Below are 19,775 nucleotides of genomic sequence, written 5' to 3'. Positions count from 1 at the left end.
CCGTCAGTATCGCTGACGGGGTTTGTGTGTTTTGTTTTTATTCAGGAACTGCTGTATGTCCGATATTTCCCCTGCCGGAACACTGTTTCGCCATACGCTGCGTGTGACGCTTCAGGGTATTTTTACCCTTGCGCTGACACTGCTCGGATTACTGGTGATCACCTTTGCATTGTCGGCACTCTCACCGGTTGACCGGGTATTACAGATTGTCGGCGATCACGCCAGCCATGAGACCTATGAGCAGGTACGGCTGGAGCTGGGGCTCGATCAACCCGTCTATATTCAGTTCTGGCATTATGCAGAGCGTCTGCTGCACGGCGATCTCGGCATGGCCTCCTCTATGGGACAGCCGGTGCTCGACGGCGTGCTGACCACCCTGCCCGCGACCATTGAACTGGCGACGCTCTCACTGTTGATCGGCGCTTCGCTCGGCATTCTCTGCGGCGTGTTATGCGCCCGTTATGCCGGAACACCATTTGATTTTATCATCCGCACCCTGACACTCCTTGGCAACTCAGTACCGGTTTTCTGGCTGGGACTGCTGATGCTGCTGCTGTTCTACGCCACGCTGCAATGGAGCCCCGGCCCGGGGCGGCTGGATGATATCTACCAGTATACCGTCGAGGCGAAAACCGGTTTTGTGCTGATCGACACCTGGTTGTCCGATGACCCCGGCGCATTTACCAATGCGGTGGCACACCTGATCCTGCCGGTGTCGTTACTGGCCTATTTTTGCCTGGCGGGGATCACCCGGCTGACGCGCGCCGCCTGTCTGAGTGAAATGAATAAAGAGTATGTCACGCTGGCCCGCGCCAAAGGCAATACCGACATGCAGGTACTGTTCCGTCATGTGCTGCCGAATATCCGGGGGACGCTGATCACAGTGATTGCCCTTGCCTATACAGGGATGCTGGAGGGCGCGGTACTGACCGAAACGGTCTTTTCCTGGCCCGGCATCGGCCGTTACCTGACCGCCGCCTTATTTGCCGGGGATACCACCGCCGTAATGGGCGGGACCCTGGTGATCGGTATCTGCTTTATCTTTATTAATAACGTGACAGATATGATTGTGCGTTTAACGGATCCGCGGGTGAAATCATGACATTACTGCCGAAAATCCGCCGTTCCCCGTCCGCGCTGACGGGCACCCTGATTATTCTGTTTCTGCTGCTGGTGGCGTTGTTTGCGCCGTGGCTCGCCCCTTATGACCCGGTACTGCAAAACCCGGCACAACGCCTGCTGGCACCGGATGCTCAACACTGGCTCGGAACGGACAGCTACGGACGTGATGTGCTCTCCCGCCTGATCTACGGCACCCGCCCGATGTTTGGTCTGGTTGCACTGGTCGCAGCAATCACCCTGCCCGCCGGGTTATTGATCGGCATTCTGGCCGGATTTTACGGCCGCTGGGTGGAAACGATTCTGATGCGCTTTACCGATATTGTCATGTCGATGCCGCGCCTGATCCTCGCGTTTGCCTTTGTTGCTATTCTCGGCCCGGGGCTGATTAACGGCGCACTGGCTCTCGCCCTGACCTCGTGGCCCGCCTATGCCCGCCAGGCACGCAGTGAAATCCGCCATCTGCGCAACAGTGATTATCTGGCCAGTGCGGAAATGCTGGGGATCCGTGGTCTGCGTCTGCTGTGGGGACACATTCTGCCGCTCTGTCTGCCGTCAGCTATTGTCCGGCTGGCACTGGATCTCGCCACCATTATCCTGGCGGCCGCCGGTCTGGGTTTCCTCGGGCTGGGCGCACAACCGCCGATGGCGGAATGGGGAGCCATGATTGCTGATGGTATGCAGGTTATTTTTGACCAGTGGTGGATAGCCGCCGTTCCCGGCGCGGCCATTCTGATTGCCGGTATGGCATTCAATCTTCTGGGTGATGGTTTACGGGATATTATGGAGCCGCAACATGACTGAGCCGCTTATTTGTGTCCGTAATTTGTGTGTGGATTACCCCCGCGCACAAGTGGTGAAAAATGTCTCCTTTACCCTGGGACAGGAACGGCTGGCGCTGGTCGGGGAGTCCGGTTCCGGCAAATCCATGACCGCCAGGGCGCTGATGGGGCTGGTGCGCAAACCCGGGATTGTCAGTGCGGATACACTGACATTCGGTCAGACCTCCCTGCTGTCTCTGCGGGAAAAACAGTGGGCGGCACTGCGCGGCAATGACATTGCCATGATCATGCAGGATCCGCGCTATGCGCTGAATCCGGTCAGAAATCTGTATCAGCAAATTGAGGAATCCCTGCTGCGCCACCAGACACTGAACAAATCAGACCGCCGCGACCGTGTTTTTGAAATGGCCCGTGCCGCCGGGTTATCAGAACAGGCGCTCTCCCGCTATCCGGGGCAGCTTTCCGGCGGTATGGGACAGCGAGCCATGATTGCGATTGCTCTGATCAACAACCCGTCAGTCTTAATTGCCGACGAACCAACTTCCGCCCTGGATGCCCGGCTGCGCCACCAGATTCTGGAGCTGATTGTCAGCCAGTGTGAGGAGCGCCGCATGGGGTTGCTGCTGATAAGTCATGATTTGCCGCTGGTGGCAGCTCATTGTCAGCGCGTAATGGTGATGTATCAGGGTCAGCAGGTGGATGAACTGCCCGCCGCACAACTGCCGCAGGCAACGCATCCTTACACCCGCACATTGTGGACCTGCCGCCCGGATGCACAGACGTACGGCACCGATTTGCCGGTATTGGATCGCACCGCCCTGCAGGCGTCACTGACTCAGGAGATACATCATGCCGGAAAATAATTCAGCACCGATTATTGAAGTTAATAATCTTTCCGTCAGCTTCGGGCAGCGGCAGGTTGTTTGTCAGGCCGGTTTTCATCTTAATGCCGGAGAGACGTTCAGTCTTATCGGTGAGTCCGGCTGCGGAAAATCCACTATTTTGCGGGTGATTGCCGGGTTGCAGCGGGAATGGCTGGGCGGCGTACAGCTGCTGTCACAACATATCCACCCCGGTCAGCGTTATCAGGGGGCTTTGCGCCGCAATGTGCAGATGGTCTTTCAGGATCCTTATGCGTCTCTGCATCCTTTCCATACTATTCACCGGGCACTTTCAGAACCGTTACGCATTCACCGCGAAAATGACATCGGCAACCGGGTGGCAGAGGCCATTGTATCTGTCGGGCTGCCGCCGGATGTGGCACAGCGTTATCCGCATCAGCTCTCCGGCGGGCAGCGCCAGCGCATTGCTATTGCCCGTGCCCTGATGCTGCACCCGCAGATCCTGTTACTCGATGAACCAACATCCGCGCTTGATATGTCTGTGCAGGCGGAAATTCTCAATCTGCTTAATCATCTGAAAACCGCCCACGGCATGACCTATCTGCTGGTCAGTCACGATGCGGATGTGGTGGCGCATATGTCAGACCGGGCGGCATTTATGGCGAACGGGAAAATTGAACGGGAATTTGATCGCGCCGCCCTGCTGCGCGGCGACCACCGGATGGATAACTGAGAGATATAAAAACGAGGTGTAAAAACGGGGCCGATGGCCCCGTTCTGATAATAATGAACTGCGTGATTATGACAATAATCCCGGGAAACTCATTTTCATGCCGGTAATGATCAGCTCAATACCTAATGACATCAGCATCAGACCCATAATACGGGTCACAACGTTGATACCGGTTTGTCCGAGGTATTTCACCCACAGTCCTGCAGAGCGGAACAACAGCCAGCAACAGAACGCGAACACGATGCTGGTCAGCGCCAGTCCGAAAAAGTTCTGCCAGCCCTGCCAGCGGGCACTCCAGACCACACAGGAACTGATAGCCCCCGGCCCCGCCATCAGCGGCAGTGCCAGCGGCACCACACCGATATTGTCGCGGATAGCCGTTTCCGACTGTTCCTGTTTGTTCTGCTTATCTTCCCCCAGCTTACCGCTGATCATGGACATGGCGATGAGGACAATCAGTGTCCCCCCTGCTATCCGGAAAGATTCGATGGAAATACCGAACATAATGAGGATCTTATCGCCGACCAGAAGTGATGTGCACAAAATCACGGCCACCGAAAAGTTCGCAATCATGTTGGTCTTATTGCGCACTGCGGCAGTCTGATAATTTGTCATGCTCATAAAGACCGGCAGAATACCGACCGGGTTGACTAAGGCAAATAAGCCGACAAAAAATTTTAAATAACCGGAAAAATCCAGCAAAGTGTTGCCCACAAAGGATCCTCAACCTGATGATAATACAGTGATAGTCTGCTGATAATAACAGCAGGCTATCGCCTGGGGGTTGTAATAATTATAAATGTGATTATTAACACAGACATCATACCGTTGAATGTGCAGGAAAAGGAATTGCTTTACGCAGAATATTTTCTGCTTCCGGCTGATTCGATACAGTTATATCACCTTACTTCTGCCTGAATTTCAGACAATCATCAGTTCTTCTGTGAAATTGAAACCCGATATCATTCCCGTCACTCCGTATTGTTCCCGTTTTGACTCATGCTGAATGGTGTCAGCTTGATATATTTGTGATTTGGATCACTTTAATATTTCCCCTGAATGTTAAGCTGCTTTCATTATAGTTGAATCGATTCAACTATAATGTGAACAGAAAGACCTGACGGGCTTTTTAAGCAAATCAGCGGGCATATCTGCATTATGTTACCGGCAAAATCGATTTAGTTACCGGAAGATATCACCGCTATAATCAAATTGTATCAATCCGCTGATTTGCTTAAAAAGTTTAACAATTTATCAGGAGTGATCTGTATGGCCGTAACGAACGTTACCGAACTCAATGAATTAGTTGCCCGCGTGAAGAAAGCTCAGCGCGAGTTTGCCGGTTTCTCCCAGGAACAGGTGGATGCTATCTTCCGGGCGGCGGCACTCGCCGCAGCAGATGCCCGTATCCCGCTGGCAAAACTGGCAGTTGAAGAGTCCGGCATGGGTATTATTGAAGATAAAGTGATCAAAAACCATTTTGCTTCTGAATATATCTATAACGCCTACCGCGATGAGAAAACCTGCGGCATCTTATCGGAAGACCCGACCTTCGGCACCATCACCATCGCAGAGCCTATCGGTATTATCTGCGGTATCGTCCCGACCACTAACCCGACCTCCACCGCAATTTTTAAAGCGCTGATCAGCCTGAAAACCCGTAACGGGATCATTTTCTCCCCGCATCCGCGTGCAAAAAAAGCCACTAACAGAGCGGCTGAAATTGTCCTCAACGCGGCTGTTGCCGCCGGTGCCCCGAAAGATATTATCGGCTGGATCGACGAGCCGTCTGTGGAATTATCCAATGCCCTGATGCATCACGCGGATACTAACCTGATCCTCGCCACCGGCGGGCCGGGCATGGTGAAAGCAGCCTACAGTTCCGGTAAACCGGCCATTGGTGTGGGCGCGGGTAACACCCCTGTCGTGATTGATGAAACCGCTGATATCAAACGCGCGGTGGCCTCTATTCTGATGTCAAAAACCTTCGATAACGGCGTGATTTGTGCCTCTGAGCAATCGGTTATCGTGGTGGATGATGTGTATGAACAGGTTAAAGAACGTTTTGAAACCCACGGTGGTTATATTCTGAAAGGCAAAGAACTGAAAGCCGTTCAGGACATTATTCTGCTCAACGGCGGACTGAATGCGAAAATTGTCGGTCAGTCTGCGGTGAAAATTGCTGAAATGGCCGGCATCGAAGTACCTGCATGGACCAAAATTCTTATCGGTGCGGTCTCCGTGGTGGATGAATCCGAGCCGTTTGCACACGAAAAACTCTCCCCGCTGTTAGCCATGTACCGCGGCAAAGATTTTGAAGATGCGGTGATCAAAGCGGAAAAACTGGTGGAAATGGGCGGGATCGGCCACACCTCCTGCTTATATACCGATCAGGATAACCAGCCGGAGCGCGTAAAATTCTTCGGTGAGAAGATGAAAACCGCACGTATCCTGATTAATACCCCTGCATCACAGGGCGGGATCGGCGACCTGTATAACTTCAAACTGTCTCCGTCACTGACACTGGGTTGCGGCTCCTGGGGGGGTAACTCCATCTCCGAAAACGTCGGGCCGAAACACCTGATCAACACCAAAACCGTGGCAAAACGAGCTGAAAATATGTTGTGGCATAAACTTCCGAAATCTATCTATTTCCGCCGTGGTTCTCTGCCGGTTGCCCTGGAAGAGATCGCCGGTGACGGTGCAAAACGCGCCTTTATCGTGACTGACGGCTATCTGTTCAATAACGGCTATGTGGATGAAGTCACCCGTGTGCTGAAATCCTACGGTATGGAAGTGGAGATTTTCTTTGAAGTGGAAGCTGACCCGACACTTTCTGTGGTCCGCAAAGGTGCGGAGCAGATGAACAGCTTCAAACCTGACGTGATTATTGCCCTCGGCGGCGGCTCCCCGATGGATGCAGCCAAAATTATGTGGGTGATGTATGAACATCCGGAAACACATTTTGAGGAACTGGCACTGCGCTTTATGGATATCCGCAAACGTATCTATAAGTTCCCGAAAATGGGCGTGAAAGCGAAAATGGTTGCTATCACCACCACATCCGGTACCGGTTCTGAAGTGACTCCGTTCGCGGTTGTGACAGATGATACCACCGGCCAGAAATACCCGCTGGCGGACTATGCCCTGACCCCGGATATGGCAATTGTTGATGCCAACCTGGTGATGAACATGCCGAAATCCCTCACCGCTTTCGGCGGGCTGGATGCCGTCACTCACGCACTGGAAGCGTATGTATCCGTGCTGGCAAACGAATTCTCTGACGGCCAGGCATTACAGGCACTGAAACTGCTGAAAGAGTTTTTACCGGCCAGCTATCACGAAGGTGCGAAGAACCCGGTTGCCCGTGAACGTGTACACAATGCCGCGACTATCGCCGGTATCGCGTTTGCCAACGCCTTCCTCGGGGTATGTCACTCCATGGCGCACAAACTGGGCTCTGAGTTCCATATTCCGCATGGTCTGGCTAATGCCCTGCTTATCTGTAACGTCATCCGTTATAACGCTACCGATAACCCGACCAAACAGACTGCGTTCAGCCAGTATGACCGTCCTCAGGCACGCCGCCGTTACGCGGAGATTGCTGACCATCTGCAACTGAGTGCTGCCGGTGACCGTACCGCGCAGAAAATTGAAAAACTGCTGATCTGGCTGGACGAAATCAAAGCCTCTCTGGGGATCCCGAAATCCATCCGTGAAGCCGGTGTGCCGGAAGCGGAATTCCTGGCAAAACTGGATAAACTGTCCGAAGATGCCTTTGATGACCAGTGTACCGGTGCAAACCCGCGCTATCCGCTGATTGCAGAATTAAAACAAATTATGCTGGATACCTATTACGGACGCACCTATGACGAATCTGTTCCTGTAGCGGCACCAAAACCGGTTGCCAAACGGAATGCTAAGAAATAATCATCAATCCGGCAAATAATAACCATAAAGCCCTCCCCGGAGGGCTTTTTTATATCCGTCTCATAATAATTATTAAATAATTGTCTTTGTATTAACAGCTGTTCACTTTTGATCATGTTTTCCGGAACAGACGGTTTTTAATATTTCACTTAATACCCGTTACAAAACTGTAGTAACTCCCGGGGGTATTCACCGGTATTTTATCCCTGCTGACTCAAATACCGCCTCATCACTTTCCCTGCAGAAACCGTTCCGGTGTTTTTTGATATCCGGCGCAATCCGCAGCGGATATAAAAAAAACCGGACAATGACGTCCGGCACTTTTTGTATAACAGAGAGACTTCCCTGATTTATGACCGATATTCTGCTGCTTTTACTTCGCGTATCGCTTCATTGTAATGTTTGCGGCAGACGGATACATATTTTTCATTACCGCCGATGTCAATTTGTGCACCATCTGACATAACCCGCCCCTGTCCGTCGTAACGTAAAACACGGCTGGCTTTTCGTCCGCAATAACAAATAGTTTTTAATTCAACTAATTTATCCGCCCAGGCTAATAAATAATGACTGCCGCTGAATAACTCACCTTTAAAGTCTGTGCGTAACCCGTAACACAGAACCGGGATATCAATATCGTCGACGATACAGCAGAGCTGTTCCACCTGCGCTTTGGTCAGGAACTGGCATTCATCGATTAATACGCAGTGTACGGGTGTCTGCTGATGTTCACGGATAATAACCGAGCTTACGTCCGTCTCAGGGCCAAAGACCCGCGCATCGGCGCTCAGGCCGATACGTGAGGTAACTTTGCTCTGCTCATAGCGGTTGTCTATCTCTGCGGTAAATATCAGCGTGCGCATGCCGCGTTCATTGTAGTTATAGGATGACTGCAGTAACGCTGTCGATTTTCCCGCATTCATTGCGGAGTAATAAAAATAAAGCTGAGCCACCGGCTCTCTCCCCTTACACATTCAAGATCCGGGACAATACTAACACATTAGTGTTAAAAACAGCGCAATCTGTATTTCATTCATGCCGTGATCGCATGCACAATATCCTGAGTTCATCGCACACGTAAATTCACATAGGTCATGGTTACATACCGGATATTCACTGTTGTTATCGGCTATCCTTCGCGTTGTCCTGTTTTTCATTATACCGGGAGCGAAGAATAACGTTTCTTTACATAAGATAAGGTTAAATATAATTTGTATTCCCTACCACATTTATGAACAATTTTTATGAAGATGCTGAACATCAACACATTTTCACCCCGTCCCCTTATCAAATTTAAACGAAAAGCCAAAAAGACCCTTATTATTCCTCAGAAATAATTGCTTTTAAAAAAAAATGTGTTTTAACCTTACTCCGAAATTTGCTATTGCAGATTTTTAAATAGCAATCTATTATTATCTACACACCAGCCAACATTTAATTTGAGACCAGGATTATGAGTGAATCTTTGAAGCCATTTAATAATATCCGTACTCTTCGCGCTCAGGCGAGAGAATCCAGCTTAGAAGTTTTAGAAGAAATTCTGGAAAAGCTGACTTCTGTTGTTGAAGAACGCCGTCTGGAAGAATCCCAGGCTCAGGCTAAAGAAGAAGAGCGCACCCGTAAATTAGAAGAATTCCGTCAGCTGCTTGAAAAGCAGAATATCAACCCGGAAGAATTAATTCAGTCTATGGGTACAGGCAAAACAGCCCGCAAATCCAAGCGTGCTCAGCGCCCTGCCAAATACGAATATATCGATGAAAACGGTGAAAGCAAAACCTGGACCGGCCAGGGTCGTACACCAGCTGTGATCAAACAAGCTATCGATAACGAAGGTAAATCTCTGAACGATTTCTTAATCAAGTAAGTGATAATATCTGCCGGAAAAGCCCTTCTCTGAAGGGCTTTTTTATATCTTCCGGTCTGACGGACAGCAAAAAGGAGGCTTTCGCCTCCTTTTTTTATACTTATAACCGTTGCTGTTATTTATTTTTTCCGTGATAAAACGACATATACCAGTCAACAAACTGCTGCACGCCGTAATTAACCGGCGTATCCGGTGAGAAACCAATCGTTTTATACAATTCGGAGGAGTCTGCACAGGTGGATAACACGTCACCATCCTGCATATCCATATAGTGTTTATTGGCTTTAATATCCAGCGCCGTTTCAATCGCCTGAATAAAATCACCCAGCCGGGTCGGCTGACCGTTACCGACATTATAAATTTTGTACGGCGCAGAGCTGGCTGACTTCAGCCCCTCTTCCACCGTCCAGTCATTATTCACCGCCGGAATCACATCCACCAGACGCACCACCGCTTCCGCAATATCACCGACATAGGTGAAATCACGCACCATATTGCCGTGGTTATATACATCGATCGGTTTTCCGTCCAGCATGGCTTTCACAAACTTAAATAACGCCATATCCGGACGACCCCACGGGCCGTAGACGGTGAAGAACCGCAGACCGGTTGTCGGCAACTGATAAAGATGTGAATAACTGTGTGACATTAATTCATTGGCTTTTTTCGTTGCCGCATACAACGACACCGGATGGTCCACATCATCCTCAACAGAGAACGGCTGTTTGCGGTTCAGACCGTATACTGAACTTGAGGAGGAGTAGATCAGATGCCCGACGTTATGATGACGGCACCCTTCCAGAATATTCATATGCCCCAGAATATTCGCGTCAATATACGCCATCGGGTTCTGGATGGAGTAACGCACGCCCGGCTGTGCCGCCAGGTGGATCACCCGCTCAAATTTCTGTGCGGCGAACAGCTCACTGACAGCCGCTTTCTCCGACAAATCCATTTTAAAAAACTGAAATTGCGGATGCGGTAATAACAGATCAAGACGGGCCTGTTTGAGATTCACATCATAATAGTCATTCAGGTTGTCAGCACCGACAACCTCGTGCCCCTGCTCAAGCAGGCGCTGCGAGACATGATAACCAATAAAACCAGCCGCGCCGGTTACAAGTATTTTCATATTCAGACTCAGATTACCGGATTAATGGAAGCACCACGGCCTATACCATAATAGATAAAGCCGCGATTTTCTAAACGTTCCGGGTCATAAAGGTTACGTCCGTCAAAAATAACCGGGGTTTTCAGTCCTGCTTTGATAGCATCGAAGTCCGGCGCACGGAAACTCTGCCACTCAGTACAGATAACCAGTGCATCCGCATTATGCAGTGCCGCTTCTTTGGTACCCATCAGCGCCAGGTCATCACGCAGCCCGAAAATACGCTGCGCTTCCTGCATCGCTTCCGGGTCATACGCCTGAACTTTGGCACCGGCGGCCCATAATTCCTGTAACAGGATACGGCTGGAGGCTTCACGCATATCATCGGTATTCGGTTTAAAAGACAGGCCCCAGACCGCGAAGGTTTTACCTTCCAGGTTTTCACCGAAATGACGTTTGATAAAGGACGGCAGTTTGTATTTCTGCTGTTCGTTCACTTCTTCCACCGCACGCAGAATGCGCGGGGTAAAGCCGATATGTTCCGCGGTGCGGATCAGCGCCTGCACGTCTTTCGGGAAGCAGGAACCACCGTAGCCGCAGCCCGGATAAATAAAGTGATAACCGATACGGGAGTCAGAACCGATACCCTGGCGCACATTCTCAATATCCGCGCCCAGCATTTCCGCCAGGTTGGAGATCTCATTCATAAAGCTGATTTTTGTCGCCAGCATGCAGTTTGCCGCGTATTTGGTCAGCTCCGCACTGCGGATATCCATCACAATCATGCGGTCGTGATTACGGTTAAACGGCTCATACAGTTCGCGGATAATATCGATAACACGATCATTATCACAGCCGATAACAATGCGCTCAGGACGCATGCAGTCAGCAACCGCCGCCCCTTCCTTCAGGAATTCAGGGTTGGACACCACGTCATAGGCAATATCCGCGCCGCGTTCAGCCAGTGTGGCTTTAATCGTGGCGTTAACTTTATCCGCGGTACCGACCGGAACGGTGGATTTATCGATAACCACTTTGTAGTCCTGCATATGCTGTGCAATAGTACGGGCAACCGCGGTGACATATTGCAGATCCGCAGAGCCGTCTTCATCCGGCGGTGTACCGACCGCGATGAATTGCAGTGTGCCGTGTGCCACACCCAGTGCCGCATCCGTAGTGAAGCTTAAACGACCTTCTTCATAGTTTTTCTTCACCAGCGGGGTCAGGCCCGGTTCAAAAATAGGGATCACACCGTTTTTCAGGTTTTCCACTTTTTTTGCATCAACATCGACACACATAACATCATGGCCGACTTCCGCCAGTACAGTCGCCTGCACAAGACCGACATATCCGATTCCAAATACGGTTACTTTCATAGTTCACCTATTGCAACAATTATTAATTCTGTAATGTTTTCAGCCAATCTGAGAATTCACGGCCCAGGTGCTTATGACGCATGCTGTATTCGACAAAGGCTTTCATATAGCCCATTTTGTCGCCGCAGTCATGGCTGCGGCCTACCAGACGGTACGCCTCCACCGGATTTTTTTCAATCAGCATAGCGATAGCGTCAGTCAGCTGGATCTCATCACCGGCTCCCGGGGCAGTTTTCCCCAGCAGCGGCCAGATATCCTGGGAAAGCACATAACGGCCGACAATAGACATATTCGACGGTGCTTTGGCCGGTTCCGGTTTTTCCACCACGGCAAACATCGGTTTGCTTTCACCGGCGGCCAGATTTTCACCGTGGCAATCCACCACACCGTAATTTGCCACCATTTCCTGCGGAACCGGATCAACCATTACCTGGCTTGCACCGTGTTCTTCATAACGCGCAATCATTTCTCTGAGGTTGAATTTCGCCAGGTCAGTACTGTATTCGTCAATAATCACATCCGGCAATACCACGGCGAAAGGCTCATCACCAATCATTGGTCTGGCGCATAATACGGCGTGACCAAGCCCTTTGGCGATCCCCTGACGGGTCTGCATGATAGTAACGTGACGCGGGCAGATTGACTGGACTTCATCCAGCAACTGACGTTTTACACGTTTTTCCAGGATGGCTTCCAGTTCAAAGCTGGTATCGAAATGGTTTTCAATGGAGTTTTTTGATGAGTGGGTCACTAAAATAATTTCAGTGATCCCCGCCGCGATACATTCATTCACCACATACTGAATAAGCGGTTTATCCACCAGCGGCAGCATTTCTTTCGGAATCGCTTTTGTGGCCGGCAGCATACGTGTTCCTAATCCTGCAACCGGGATCACAGCCTTGTGTACTTTATTTTTCTGCACTGACATACATCATCCTCAATGCGCATAAACAGAATAAATACGCGATTTATAAAAAATAATGAGACTGAGTATACCAGCTAATTTTCCGGGATAAATACTCTGTGCCGCGTAAATGCGGTTTAGTGTTAAGAGATGTTTAATATCTGAACGGGTTGGTAAAGTCCGGTAATTATCCCTGATGTGGTCCGGGGGTCAGGCTTAATTTAATCTGACTGCTGCTGTTCCAGATCCGGCATTGCAGATGGCGGCTGAATTCACTTATCTGACTGGAATAAACGGAAGAGAGTGTCCCCAGCGGAATACCCCGGTTAACACGGATCACATGGTTATCAGAGCGTAATTCCGCACTGATACCGGCGCTGGACAATAACACCGACTTACGCCGGGTGTGATAATACCCCAGCAGCAGCGGCAGCTGTCCCGGAATACCTGCGTCCTGTAATAACCGGTTCAGCTTATTTAAGATGGCGGTCATGCTCGGTAATTTCCGGTGGTGATTATGAATATAGCGTTTTAGCAGATCGTTAAAGATGACGCGGATTAACATCGCCATCAGCGGGCCGTTGCCGGTATTCTGACTGATATCGAGACAATAAAACGCCACTTCATTATCAGAAAATTCTGCCACATCAAATACCAGCCCCGCCCGGCAGCTATCGGATAATTGCGCATAGCGGATCTGATAATTGGCCAGCACCTGGCTCGGCGGCGGGTTCAGCTGTTTTAATAAACGTAAAACATCATCCACATTATGCTGTAACTGGGCCCAGATCCCGGAGAGATCATTATTTTCCAGCACCCCCGGTGAGAAAAATGACGGGTACAGGTGGGACAGACATAATTTTTTTATTTCTTCCAGCCTGTTCAGGGGCTTTAACAACACATCTTTTGCCCCGAGACGCAGCACTTCATCGATATCCGACATTTTTTGTGTCGCAGAGATAACAATCACCGGAATGGCCGGTAAATCCGACTGTGACCGGGCAATAAATTCCGCGCCGGTCATCACCGGCATATTGAGGTCACAGAAAATCAGTTCCGGCTGAAAGCCCTGTTCTATGCATTCCCATGCGCGTGCACCGTCACCGGCAGATAACACCGTGGCACCGAGAAGGCGCAGATAGGATGACAGCGCCATATTGAATGCCGGGTCGTCATCGATGACTAACAATCGTTTTCCGTCCAGTGCCTGCTTCATCGCATCCCCTTTCTGCCCGGCCTCACAACCCAGCGTGCCCGGAACACCGGGAATGCCGCTGCTCCCGCACTGCTGCTGAGATTAAGGATAGCGTGTGATCGCTATTTCCGGTAGCATCTGAGCTCTGTTCCTTACGATTATTTACCCTGAACACATTATTTGATAATTATGTCTCATTTTACAGATACCGATCCCTGCCCGTGCGGCAGCGGGGATACTTTTGCACAGTGTTGCCAGCCTTATCTTTCCGGTGCGCAGTCCGCCCCCGATGCGCGGGCACTGATGCGTTCGCGTTACAGTGCGTTTGTCACCCATAATGCTGATCATCTGATCCGGACATGGTATCCGCCGGCACGCGCGGAAGCACTGCGGACAGAACTGACCGCCGGATTCGGTGAAACGGAATGGCTGGGACTGAATGTCATTGATTTTCAGCCCGGCACCGCGCCGGACGAGGCTTTCGTTGAATTTTGTGCTTGCTTTATTGATAAAAAGTCCGAAGATAAACAATTCATTCACGAACGTTCCCGTTTTCGCCTGACTGACGGTGCCTGGATGTACCTCGACGGCGTAAAACCACAGATCGGCCGTAATGACCCCTGCCCCTGCGGCTCCGGAAAAAAATATAAAAAATGCTGTGCCTGACACCGGACAGGCACTTTCTGTAAACAAACATCACCGACATCAGTTATTAAGGATCCACACCTTCCATGCAACACCAGACGAGCCAGAAAAAAAATTCTGCGAACCATTTGCCCTGACGCAAAAGGTCTTATCGCCAAGATCACCAATATTTGTTACAAGCATCAGCTGAATATTGTCCAGAACAATGAATTCGTTGATCACCGTACCGGCCGCTTTTTTATGCGCACCGAGCTGGAAGGGATTTTTAACGATGAAACCCTGCTGGCCGACCTGGATGATGCCCTGCCGAAAGGCTCCACGCGCGAATTAACCTCCGCCGGACGCCGCCGTATTGTCATTATGGTGACCAAAGAAGCACACTGCCTCGGCGATATTCTGATGAAAAGCGCCTACGGCGGTCTGGATGTCGAAATCGCAGCGGTTATCGGCAACCACGACCTGTTGTCTCATCTGGTCACACAGTTTGGTATTCCGTTCCATCATATCAGCCACGACGGACTGACCCGTGAGCAGCATGATATGCAGATCATTCAGCAGATTGACCAGTATCAGCCGGATTACGTCGTGCTGGCGAAATACATGCGTGTGCTGACCCCGGCATTTGTGCAGCACTATCCGAACCAGATTATCAACATCCACCACTCCTTCCTGCCGGCCTTTATCGGCGCACGGCCTTATCATCAGGCATATGAGCGCGGCGTGAAGATTATCGGTGCCACCGCGCACTATGTGAATGATAACCTCGATGAAGGTCCGATCATTCACCAGAGCGTGATTAACGTCGACCACACTTACAGCGCCGATGATATGGTCATGGCCGGTCGTGACGTGGAAAAAAATGTGCTCAGCCATGCCCTGGGGCGTGTTCTGACACAACGGGTATTCGTTTACGGTAACCGCACTGTCATTTTATAACGGCTTAATTGCCTGAAGTTGCACGGTTAACGTGCACTTCGGGCAAAAAAACAACGACCACACATTTTTTTTTTTTTTACTTTACAGCGTCCGCATATTTGCTATTATGCAGCCCGTCCCAAGGCAACAGCTGAACGGACAGACAATTTGATTTTTGGTGGGATACCCAAGCGGCCAAAGGGAGCAGACTGTAAATCTGCCGTCACAGACTTCGAAGGTTCGAATCCTTCTCCCACCACCATCTATCTTCTCTCCTGTTATTTCATATTCTCAATACAATCCATTATTTTGTTCAGCACACTCGCGTGTGATTTTGACTTGTACAGATAACAATGATTTTCCGCCTCACTCTGCGATAACGGCAGAAAAATCAGTTCATCGCTGTACGGCAGCGTTTTCGGGTGCTCATCAATAAAGCAGAGATAATCCCCGTCAATCAGCAGATGCAGATAACTGTTCACATTGTCGATCAGATGCACATGTTCATGTTTGCTCTGCTCACCGAGCTGCAGCAATAATGTTTTGAGTAACGGGCTTTCATATAATAACGGCTCACATAACCAGACACAGGAGGATAATAATGTCTGTAAATTGTTATCACAGTCCTGAAACAGTGAACGACGGCAGCAGATTCCGATTTGCCCCTGCGGTAAATGGCGCAGCAGCGTAAAACGTTCGCTGATAACCTGCTCTGACGACAGTATCAGCGTATTGCCCTCAAAATCATTTATTTCATCAATACAATCATAGTGGAAACGAAATATATTAATTTGTATACCCGCTTTGAATGCCGTCCGGTACAGTGCCGCAATATATTTACTTTTCCCCCAGTCATAAAATATATTCACCTTATTACATATCGTTCCGCTGATATGTTTTTTTGTAATTTCTTTTTCCTGCATATAGAGATCTTTAAGATCATTGTATAACTCCATCCCTTCCCGTGTCAGGCTCATACCAAATTTTTCACGTTTAAATAAACGCTTACCCAGCGAGATCTCAAAATCCTTGATAGACTTGGCCACCGGCGGAGTTGTCCTGTTCATCACTTTTGCTGCTTTACTGAGCGAGCCGTATTCAACAACAGCCATAAAGGCTTCTAACTTCCTTGAAAAAAACATAATGTCGATTCCTGTGCTGTAGTAAATAATCAGTTAAATAATTACTTATTGATATGTAACGACTTTATTTCTGGTGTTTTTTTCTTACACAAAGAGTTTAAATACGATTTTTATTAAAATTTATACAATAACAATAATGCAATGTTATATTTTTATTATTCTGTTTTATTAAATTTCATTTTAAAGATTAATACATAAACACAAAAATCTTCCTTCCGATTTTTATCACACCCATTTCATTTCACTGTACAGAAGAAAGAATAATCATTATTAATGCTGATTATTTTGTCAATTAAAATTAAGACATATTAACCCCTGCCGGGTGTACCGGTTTTTATTATTCTGCCGGCGGGTTACTTTTTTTCTTCGATCTGTTACTCTTTTGTTGTTAACTCATCAACCGGTTGGAATTCTATGAAGTTTGTCTCTTTTAACATTAACGGGTTAAGAGCCCGGCCTCACCAGCTGGAAGCGATTATCGCACAGCATCAGCCTGATGTTATCGGCCTCCAGGAAACCAAAGTCCATGACGAGATGTTCCCGCTCGATGACCTGAAACACCTCGGCTACCACATTTTTTATCACGGCCAGAAATCCCATTACGGTGTCGCCCTGCTGACCAAAGCAGAGCCGGTTGCCGTGCGCAAAGGCTTCGCAGGGGATGATGAAGATGCCCAGCGCCGTCTGATTATGGCGGATATTGATACCCCGGCCGGGGTACTGACAGTGATTAACGGTTATTTCCCCCAGGGAGAAAGCCGCGACCATCCGCTGAAATTCCCGGCGAAAACCAAATTCTATCAGGATTTACAGGACTATCTGTCCGGGCGCTCCAACCAGGATCCGATTGTTATTATGGGTGATATGAATATCAGCCCGCAGGATATTGATATCGGAATTGGTGACGCCAACCGCAAGCGCTGGCTGAAGACCGGCAAGTGCTCTTTCCTGCCGGAAGAGCGCGAGTGGATGGATCGCCTGCTCAGTTGGGGACTGACTGACACTTACCGCGCTATGTATCCGGATGCAGACGACCGTTTTTCGTGGTTCGATTACCGTTCACGCGGCTTTGATGACAACCGGGGACTGCGGATTGACCTGATTCTGGCAAGCAACGCGCTGGCACCACGCTGTACCGCCACCGGCATTGATTATGAAATCCGTGGTATGGAAAAACCCTCTGACCACGCGCCAATCTGGGCTGAGTTTGATTTAACCCGCTGATAAAAAATGTCCCGCAATGCGGGACATTTTTTTATTCTTCTTCCTGTGGCGGCGCTTTTTTTCCGCCGGTCTTCCCTTTGCCCTTCGCGGCGGTTTTACCTTTGCCTTTCGCGCCGGCCTTCTTCGCCTGCGGCGGCGGTGGTAAATCACGGAAAGCGCGGACATTCCGGTTCTGCCGGGCCTGGTTTATCAGTCCGGTCAGGGTTTCAGACAACGGCACCATGAAATCCTGATAACGATACTGTTTTTCACTGATTTGTGTCAGGGTTGATTCCCAGTGCGCCGTCATATCCGGCAAGGTGGCCATTTCGGGCAGAACATGAATCAGTGCGCGTCCTGCCGGGGATGAATGAATATTGCGCCCTTTTTTGTACAAAAACTCGCGGCGGAACAGCAGTTCGATAATCCCGGCACGGGTTGCTTCAGTACCCAGTCCGTCAGTTTCGCGCAGTACTTTTTTCAGCGCCTTATCTTTCACAAACCGGGCAATCCCGGTCATAGCTGACAGCAGCGTGGCATCGGTAAAGGGTCTCGGCGGCTGAGTCTGACGCTCCACCACTTCACCGCGCTCACAAAGGAGTTCATCCCCTTTGGTCAGCACCGGCAGCGGTGTACCTTCGTTTTCCTCGTCACGCTCTTTGGCACCCAGCATGGTCCGCCAGCCTGCCTGAGAAAGGAAACGCGCCTTTGCCACAAATTTGCCGTTGGCGATATCCAGCTCAATCACGCATTTGCGGTATTGTGCATCCGGCATAAACTGCATCAGATACTGACGCGCGATCAGCTCGTAGATATTGGCTTCATTCTCACTGAGCGACACGGAGACCGATTTGGCGGTCGGAATGATGGCGTGGTGCGCATCGACCTTTTTATCGTCCCAGCAGCGGTTACGCTGCGAATCATCGAGGTTATCCTGCGGCAGCAGATGCGGGGTATGCACAGAAATCGCATTGAACACACTGTGACGCCCGGCAAAATGCTCTTCCGGCAGATGACGGCTGTCCGAACGGGGATAGGTAATCAGTTTGTGGGTTTCATACAGACGCTGACAGATATCCAGCACTGCCTGGGCGCTCAGCCCGTAGCGTTTGGCAGCCTCAATCTGTAACGCAGACAGTGAAAACGGCAGCGGCGCGATTTCATTTTCCGTTTTATCCTGAAAATCGGTCACAAAGGCCGGTTTACCGGTGATGCGGCTGACCACATGCTCCGCCAGCGGCCGGTGAGTCAGGCGTCCTTCGTCATCCTGATAATCCTGGCACGCCTCGCTCGGCACCCACATTGCCGTAAAACGTTCGTCCGCCGGGGTAACAATATGTGCCCGCACTTCAAAGAAATCGCGAGGTACAAAGTTTTCAATTTCCTCATCACGCCGCACCACCAGCCCGAGCACCGGGGTCTGCACCCGGCCGACCGAAAGCACACCGTTATACCCGGCATTACGGCCGAGGATGGTGTAGGCGCGTGTCATATTGATGCCGTAAAGCCAGTCTGCCCGTGCCCGGGCCAGCGCAGAAACACACAGCGGGATAAAATCACGGTTAAGACGCATTTTATCCACCGCCCGTGTTACCGCCTGCGGGTTAAGATCATTGACCAGACAGCGCTGCACCTGCTGACGCTTTTCCGGCGCGAGCTCCAGGAAATCCAGGACCTCATCCACCAGCAACTGCCCTTCACGATCGGGGTCTCCGGCGTGGATAACTTCGGTTGCGGAACTGAGCAGCGTACCGATGGTGCGCAGCTGTTTCGCCACCGCGTCGCGGGGTCTGAGGATCCATTTTTGCGGGATAATCGGCAGATCAGCCAGGTTCCAGCGGGCATAACGCGGATCATACGCATCCGGCTCTGCCTGCTCCAGCAGGTGGCCGACACACCAGGTCACGCAGTCATTCTGACCGCAGCGGATAAAGCCGTCCCCCCGCTGGTGCGGTTTGGGTAATACATCCGCAATCGCACGGGCGAGGCTGGGCTTTTCGGCAATAAACAAACGCAT

The 19,775-nt window shown here is 50.3% G+C and carries 17 protein-coding genes and 1 tRNA gene; 10 read left to right on the top strand and 8 right to left on the bottom strand.

Features of this window, described 5'->3' with window-relative positions:
* Positions 1-55: 55 nt before the first annotated feature.
* From JL661_RS08355 to JL661_RS08340, 4 genes are read left to right on the top strand one after another with little or no spacing between them, the layout of a single operon-like run.
* Positions 56-1,102, top strand: coding sequence for an ABC transporter permease (locus JL661_RS08355; protein WP_004238188.1), 1,047 nt, complete (start codon positions 56-58; stop codon positions 1,100-1,102).
* Positions 1,099-1,923, top strand: coding sequence for an ABC transporter permease (locus JL661_RS08350; RefSeq protein WP_004238189.1), 825 nt, complete (start codon positions 1,099-1,101; stop codon positions 1,921-1,923). The genes JL661_RS08355 and JL661_RS08350 overlap by 4 nt, the downstream gene beginning before the upstream one ends.
* Positions 1,916-2,764 (top strand): ABC transporter ATP-binding protein, encoded by an 849-nt coding sequence (locus tag JL661_RS08345; RefSeq protein WP_062771548.1) that lies wholly within the window; start codon positions 1,916-1,918, stop codon positions 2,762-2,764. The genes JL661_RS08350 and JL661_RS08345 overlap by 8 nt, the downstream gene beginning before the upstream one ends.
* A complete protein-coding gene (locus tag JL661_RS08340; RefSeq protein ID WP_036408083.1) occupies positions 2,751-3,476 on the top strand; it encodes an ABC transporter ATP-binding protein in 726 nt (241 codons plus the stop codon). Before JL661_RS08345 ends, JL661_RS08340 begins: the two co-directional genes overlap by 14 nt.
* Before the next feature lie 66 nt (positions 3,477-3,542).
* Here the strand turns inward: JL661_RS08340 and JL661_RS08335 are convergent, their stop codons facing one another.
* Positions 3,543-4,190 (bottom strand): YchE family NAAT transporter, encoded by a 648-nt coding sequence (locus JL661_RS08335; RefSeq protein ID WP_004239175.1) that lies wholly within the window; start codon positions 4,188-4,190, stop codon positions 3,543-3,545.
* Positions 4,191-4,745: 555 nt separating this feature from the next.
* Between JL661_RS08335 and adhE the strand changes: the two genes are divergently transcribed.
* Complete coding sequence (gene adhE / locus JL661_RS08330) at positions 4,746-7,406, top strand: bifunctional acetaldehyde-CoA/alcohol dehydrogenase (protein ID WP_004239173.1); 2,661 nt, start codon at positions 4,746-4,748, stop codon at positions 7,404-7,406.
* 350 nt (positions 7,407-7,756) lie between these two features.
* Here adhE and JL661_RS08325 read toward each other — a convergent pair whose 3' ends face one another.
* Positions 7,757-8,359, bottom strand: coding sequence for a thymidine kinase (locus JL661_RS08325; protein WP_004239170.1), 603 nt, complete (start codon positions 8,357-8,359; stop codon positions 7,757-7,759).
* Positions 8,360-8,859: 500 nt separating this feature from the next.
* Between JL661_RS08325 and JL661_RS08320 the strand changes: the two genes are divergently transcribed.
* The gene (locus JL661_RS08320) at positions 8,860-9,270 is read left to right on the top strand and encodes an H-NS family histone-like protein (protein WP_004238195.1); all 411 of its coding nucleotides are present in this window, start codon (positions 8,860-8,862) and stop codon (positions 9,268-9,270) included.
* A 115-nt stretch (positions 9,271-9,385) separates the two neighbouring features.
* On the opposite strand, the gene JL661_RS08315 is transcribed toward JL661_RS08320, so the two are convergent.
* The 4 genes from JL661_RS08315 to rssB all read right to left on the bottom strand — a co-directional run bounded on the left by JL661_RS08315 (position 9,386) and on the right by rssB (position 13,874).
* On the bottom strand, positions 9,386-10,402 hold the full coding sequence (locus tag JL661_RS08315) for an NAD-dependent epimerase (protein ID WP_024473183.1): 1,017 nt from the start codon (positions 10,400-10,402) through the stop codon (positions 9,386-9,388).
* A gap of 8 nt (positions 10,403-10,410) precedes the next feature.
* The gene (locus JL661_RS08310) at positions 10,411-11,754 is read right to left on the bottom strand and encodes a UDP-glucose dehydrogenase family protein (RefSeq protein WP_004238197.1); all 1,344 of its coding nucleotides are present in this window, start codon (positions 11,752-11,754) and stop codon (positions 10,411-10,413) included.
* 22 nt (positions 11,755-11,776) lie between these two features.
* Positions 11,777-12,682 (bottom strand): UTP--glucose-1-phosphate uridylyltransferase GalU, encoded by a 906-nt coding sequence (galU, locus tag JL661_RS08305; protein ID WP_024473184.1) that lies wholly within the window; start codon positions 12,680-12,682, stop codon positions 11,777-11,779.
* A 163-nt stretch (positions 12,683-12,845) separates the two neighbouring features.
* Complete coding sequence (rssB, locus tag JL661_RS08300; protein WP_062771546.1) at positions 12,846-13,874, bottom strand: two-component system response regulator RssB; 1,029 nt, start codon at positions 13,872-13,874, stop codon at positions 12,846-12,848.
* A gap of 168 nt (positions 13,875-14,042) precedes the next feature.
* Here rssB and JL661_RS08295 point away from each other — a divergent pair, with 168 nt between their 5' ends.
* The 3 genes from JL661_RS08295 to JL661_RS08285 all read left to right on the top strand — a co-directional run bounded on the left by JL661_RS08295 (position 14,043) and on the right by JL661_RS08285 (position 15,675).
* Entirely contained in the window at positions 14,043-14,519 is a 477-nt protein-coding gene (locus tag JL661_RS08295; RefSeq protein WP_024473186.1) for a YchJ family metal-binding protein, read from the top strand.
* A gap of 45 nt (positions 14,520-14,564) precedes the next feature.
* Positions 14,565-15,434: a formyltetrahydrofolate deformylase gene (gene purU, locus JL661_RS08290; protein ID WP_218481057.1), complete on the top strand. Its 870-nt coding sequence runs from the start codon at positions 14,565-14,567 to the stop codon at positions 15,432-15,434.
* 156 nt (positions 15,435-15,590) lie between these two features.
* A tRNA-Tyr gene (locus JL661_RS08285) sits at positions 15,591-15,675 on the top strand.
* A gap of 16 nt (positions 15,676-15,691) precedes the next feature.
* Here JL661_RS08285 and JL661_RS08280 read toward each other — a convergent pair.
* Positions 15,692-16,555 carry a helix-turn-helix domain-containing protein gene (locus JL661_RS08280; RefSeq protein WP_024473188.1) on the bottom strand — a complete coding sequence of 288 codons (864 nt, stop codon included), beginning with the start codon at positions 16,553-16,555 and terminating at the stop codon, positions 15,692-15,694.
* Positions 16,556-16,969: 414 nt separating this feature from the next.
* On the opposite strand from JL661_RS08280, the gene xthA reads away from it, so the two are divergent.
* Positions 16,970-17,779, top strand: a complete 810-nt coding sequence (gene xthA, locus JL661_RS08275; RefSeq protein WP_024473189.1) for an exodeoxyribonuclease III — start codon at positions 16,970-16,972, stop codon at positions 17,777-17,779.
* Between the two features lie 31 nt (positions 17,780-17,810).
* Here the strand turns inward: xthA and JL661_RS08270 are convergent, their stop codons facing one another.
* Entirely contained in the window at positions 17,811-19,775 is a 1,965-nt protein-coding gene (locus JL661_RS08270; protein ID WP_062771542.1) for a DNA topoisomerase III, read from the bottom strand.

Source organism: Morganella morganii, from assembly GCF_019243775.1.
Lineage (GTDB): Bacteria > Pseudomonadota > Gammaproteobacteria > Enterobacterales > Enterobacteriaceae > Morganella > Morganella morganii.
This window is presented reverse-complemented; position numbering and strand designations above follow the sequence as displayed.

Excerpts from the sequence above, each read along its gene's own strand:
- JL661_RS08355 (WP_004238188.1), top strand. The coding sequence starts at position 56 with ATGTCCGATATTTCCCCTGCCGGAACACTGTTTCGCCATACGCTGCGT.
- JL661_RS08350 (WP_004238189.1), top strand. The coding sequence starts at position 1,099 with ATGACATTACTGCCGAAAATCCGCCGTTCCCCGTCCGCGCTGACGGGC.
- JL661_RS08345 (WP_062771548.1), top strand. The coding sequence starts at position 1,916 with ATGACTGAGCCGCTTATTTGTGTCCGTAATTTGTGTGTGGATTACCCC.
- JL661_RS08340 (WP_036408083.1), top strand. The coding sequence starts at position 2,751 with ATGCCGGAAAATAATTCAGCACCGATTATTGAAGTTAATAATCTTTCC.
- adhE (WP_004239173.1), top strand. The coding sequence starts at position 4,746 with ATGGCCGTAACGAACGTTACCGAACTCAATGAATTAGTTGCCCGCGTG.
- JL661_RS08320 (WP_004238195.1), top strand. The coding sequence starts at position 8,860 with ATGAGTGAATCTTTGAAGCCATTTAATAATATCCGTACTCTTCGCGCT.
- JL661_RS08315 (WP_024473183.1), bottom strand. The coding sequence starts at position 10,402 with ATGAAAATACTTGTAACCGGCGCGGCTGGTTTTATTGGTTATCATGTC.
- JL661_RS08310 (WP_004238197.1), bottom strand. The coding sequence starts at position 11,754 with ATGAAAGTAACCGTATTTGGAATCGGATATGTCGGTCTTGTGCAGGCG.
- galU (WP_024473184.1), bottom strand. The coding sequence starts at position 12,682 with ATGTCAGTGCAGAAAAATAAAGTACACAAGGCTGTGATCCCGGTTGCA.
- rssB (WP_062771546.1), bottom strand. The coding sequence starts at position 13,874 with ATGAAGCAGGCACTGGACGGAAAACGATTGTTAGTCATCGATGACGAC.
- JL661_RS08295 (WP_024473186.1), top strand. The coding sequence starts at position 14,043 with ATGTCTCATTTTACAGATACCGATCCCTGCCCGTGCGGCAGCGGGGAT.
- JL661_RS08280 (WP_024473188.1), bottom strand. The coding sequence starts at position 16,555 with ATGTTTTTTTCAAGGAAGTTAGAAGCCTTTATGGCTGTTGTTGAATAC.
- xthA (WP_024473189.1), top strand. The coding sequence starts at position 16,970 with ATGAAGTTTGTCTCTTTTAACATTAACGGGTTAAGAGCCCGGCCTCAC.
- JL661_RS08270 (WP_062771542.1), bottom strand. The coding sequence starts at position 19,775 with ATGCGTTTGTTTATTGCCGAAAAGCCCAGCCTCGCCCGTGCGATTGCG.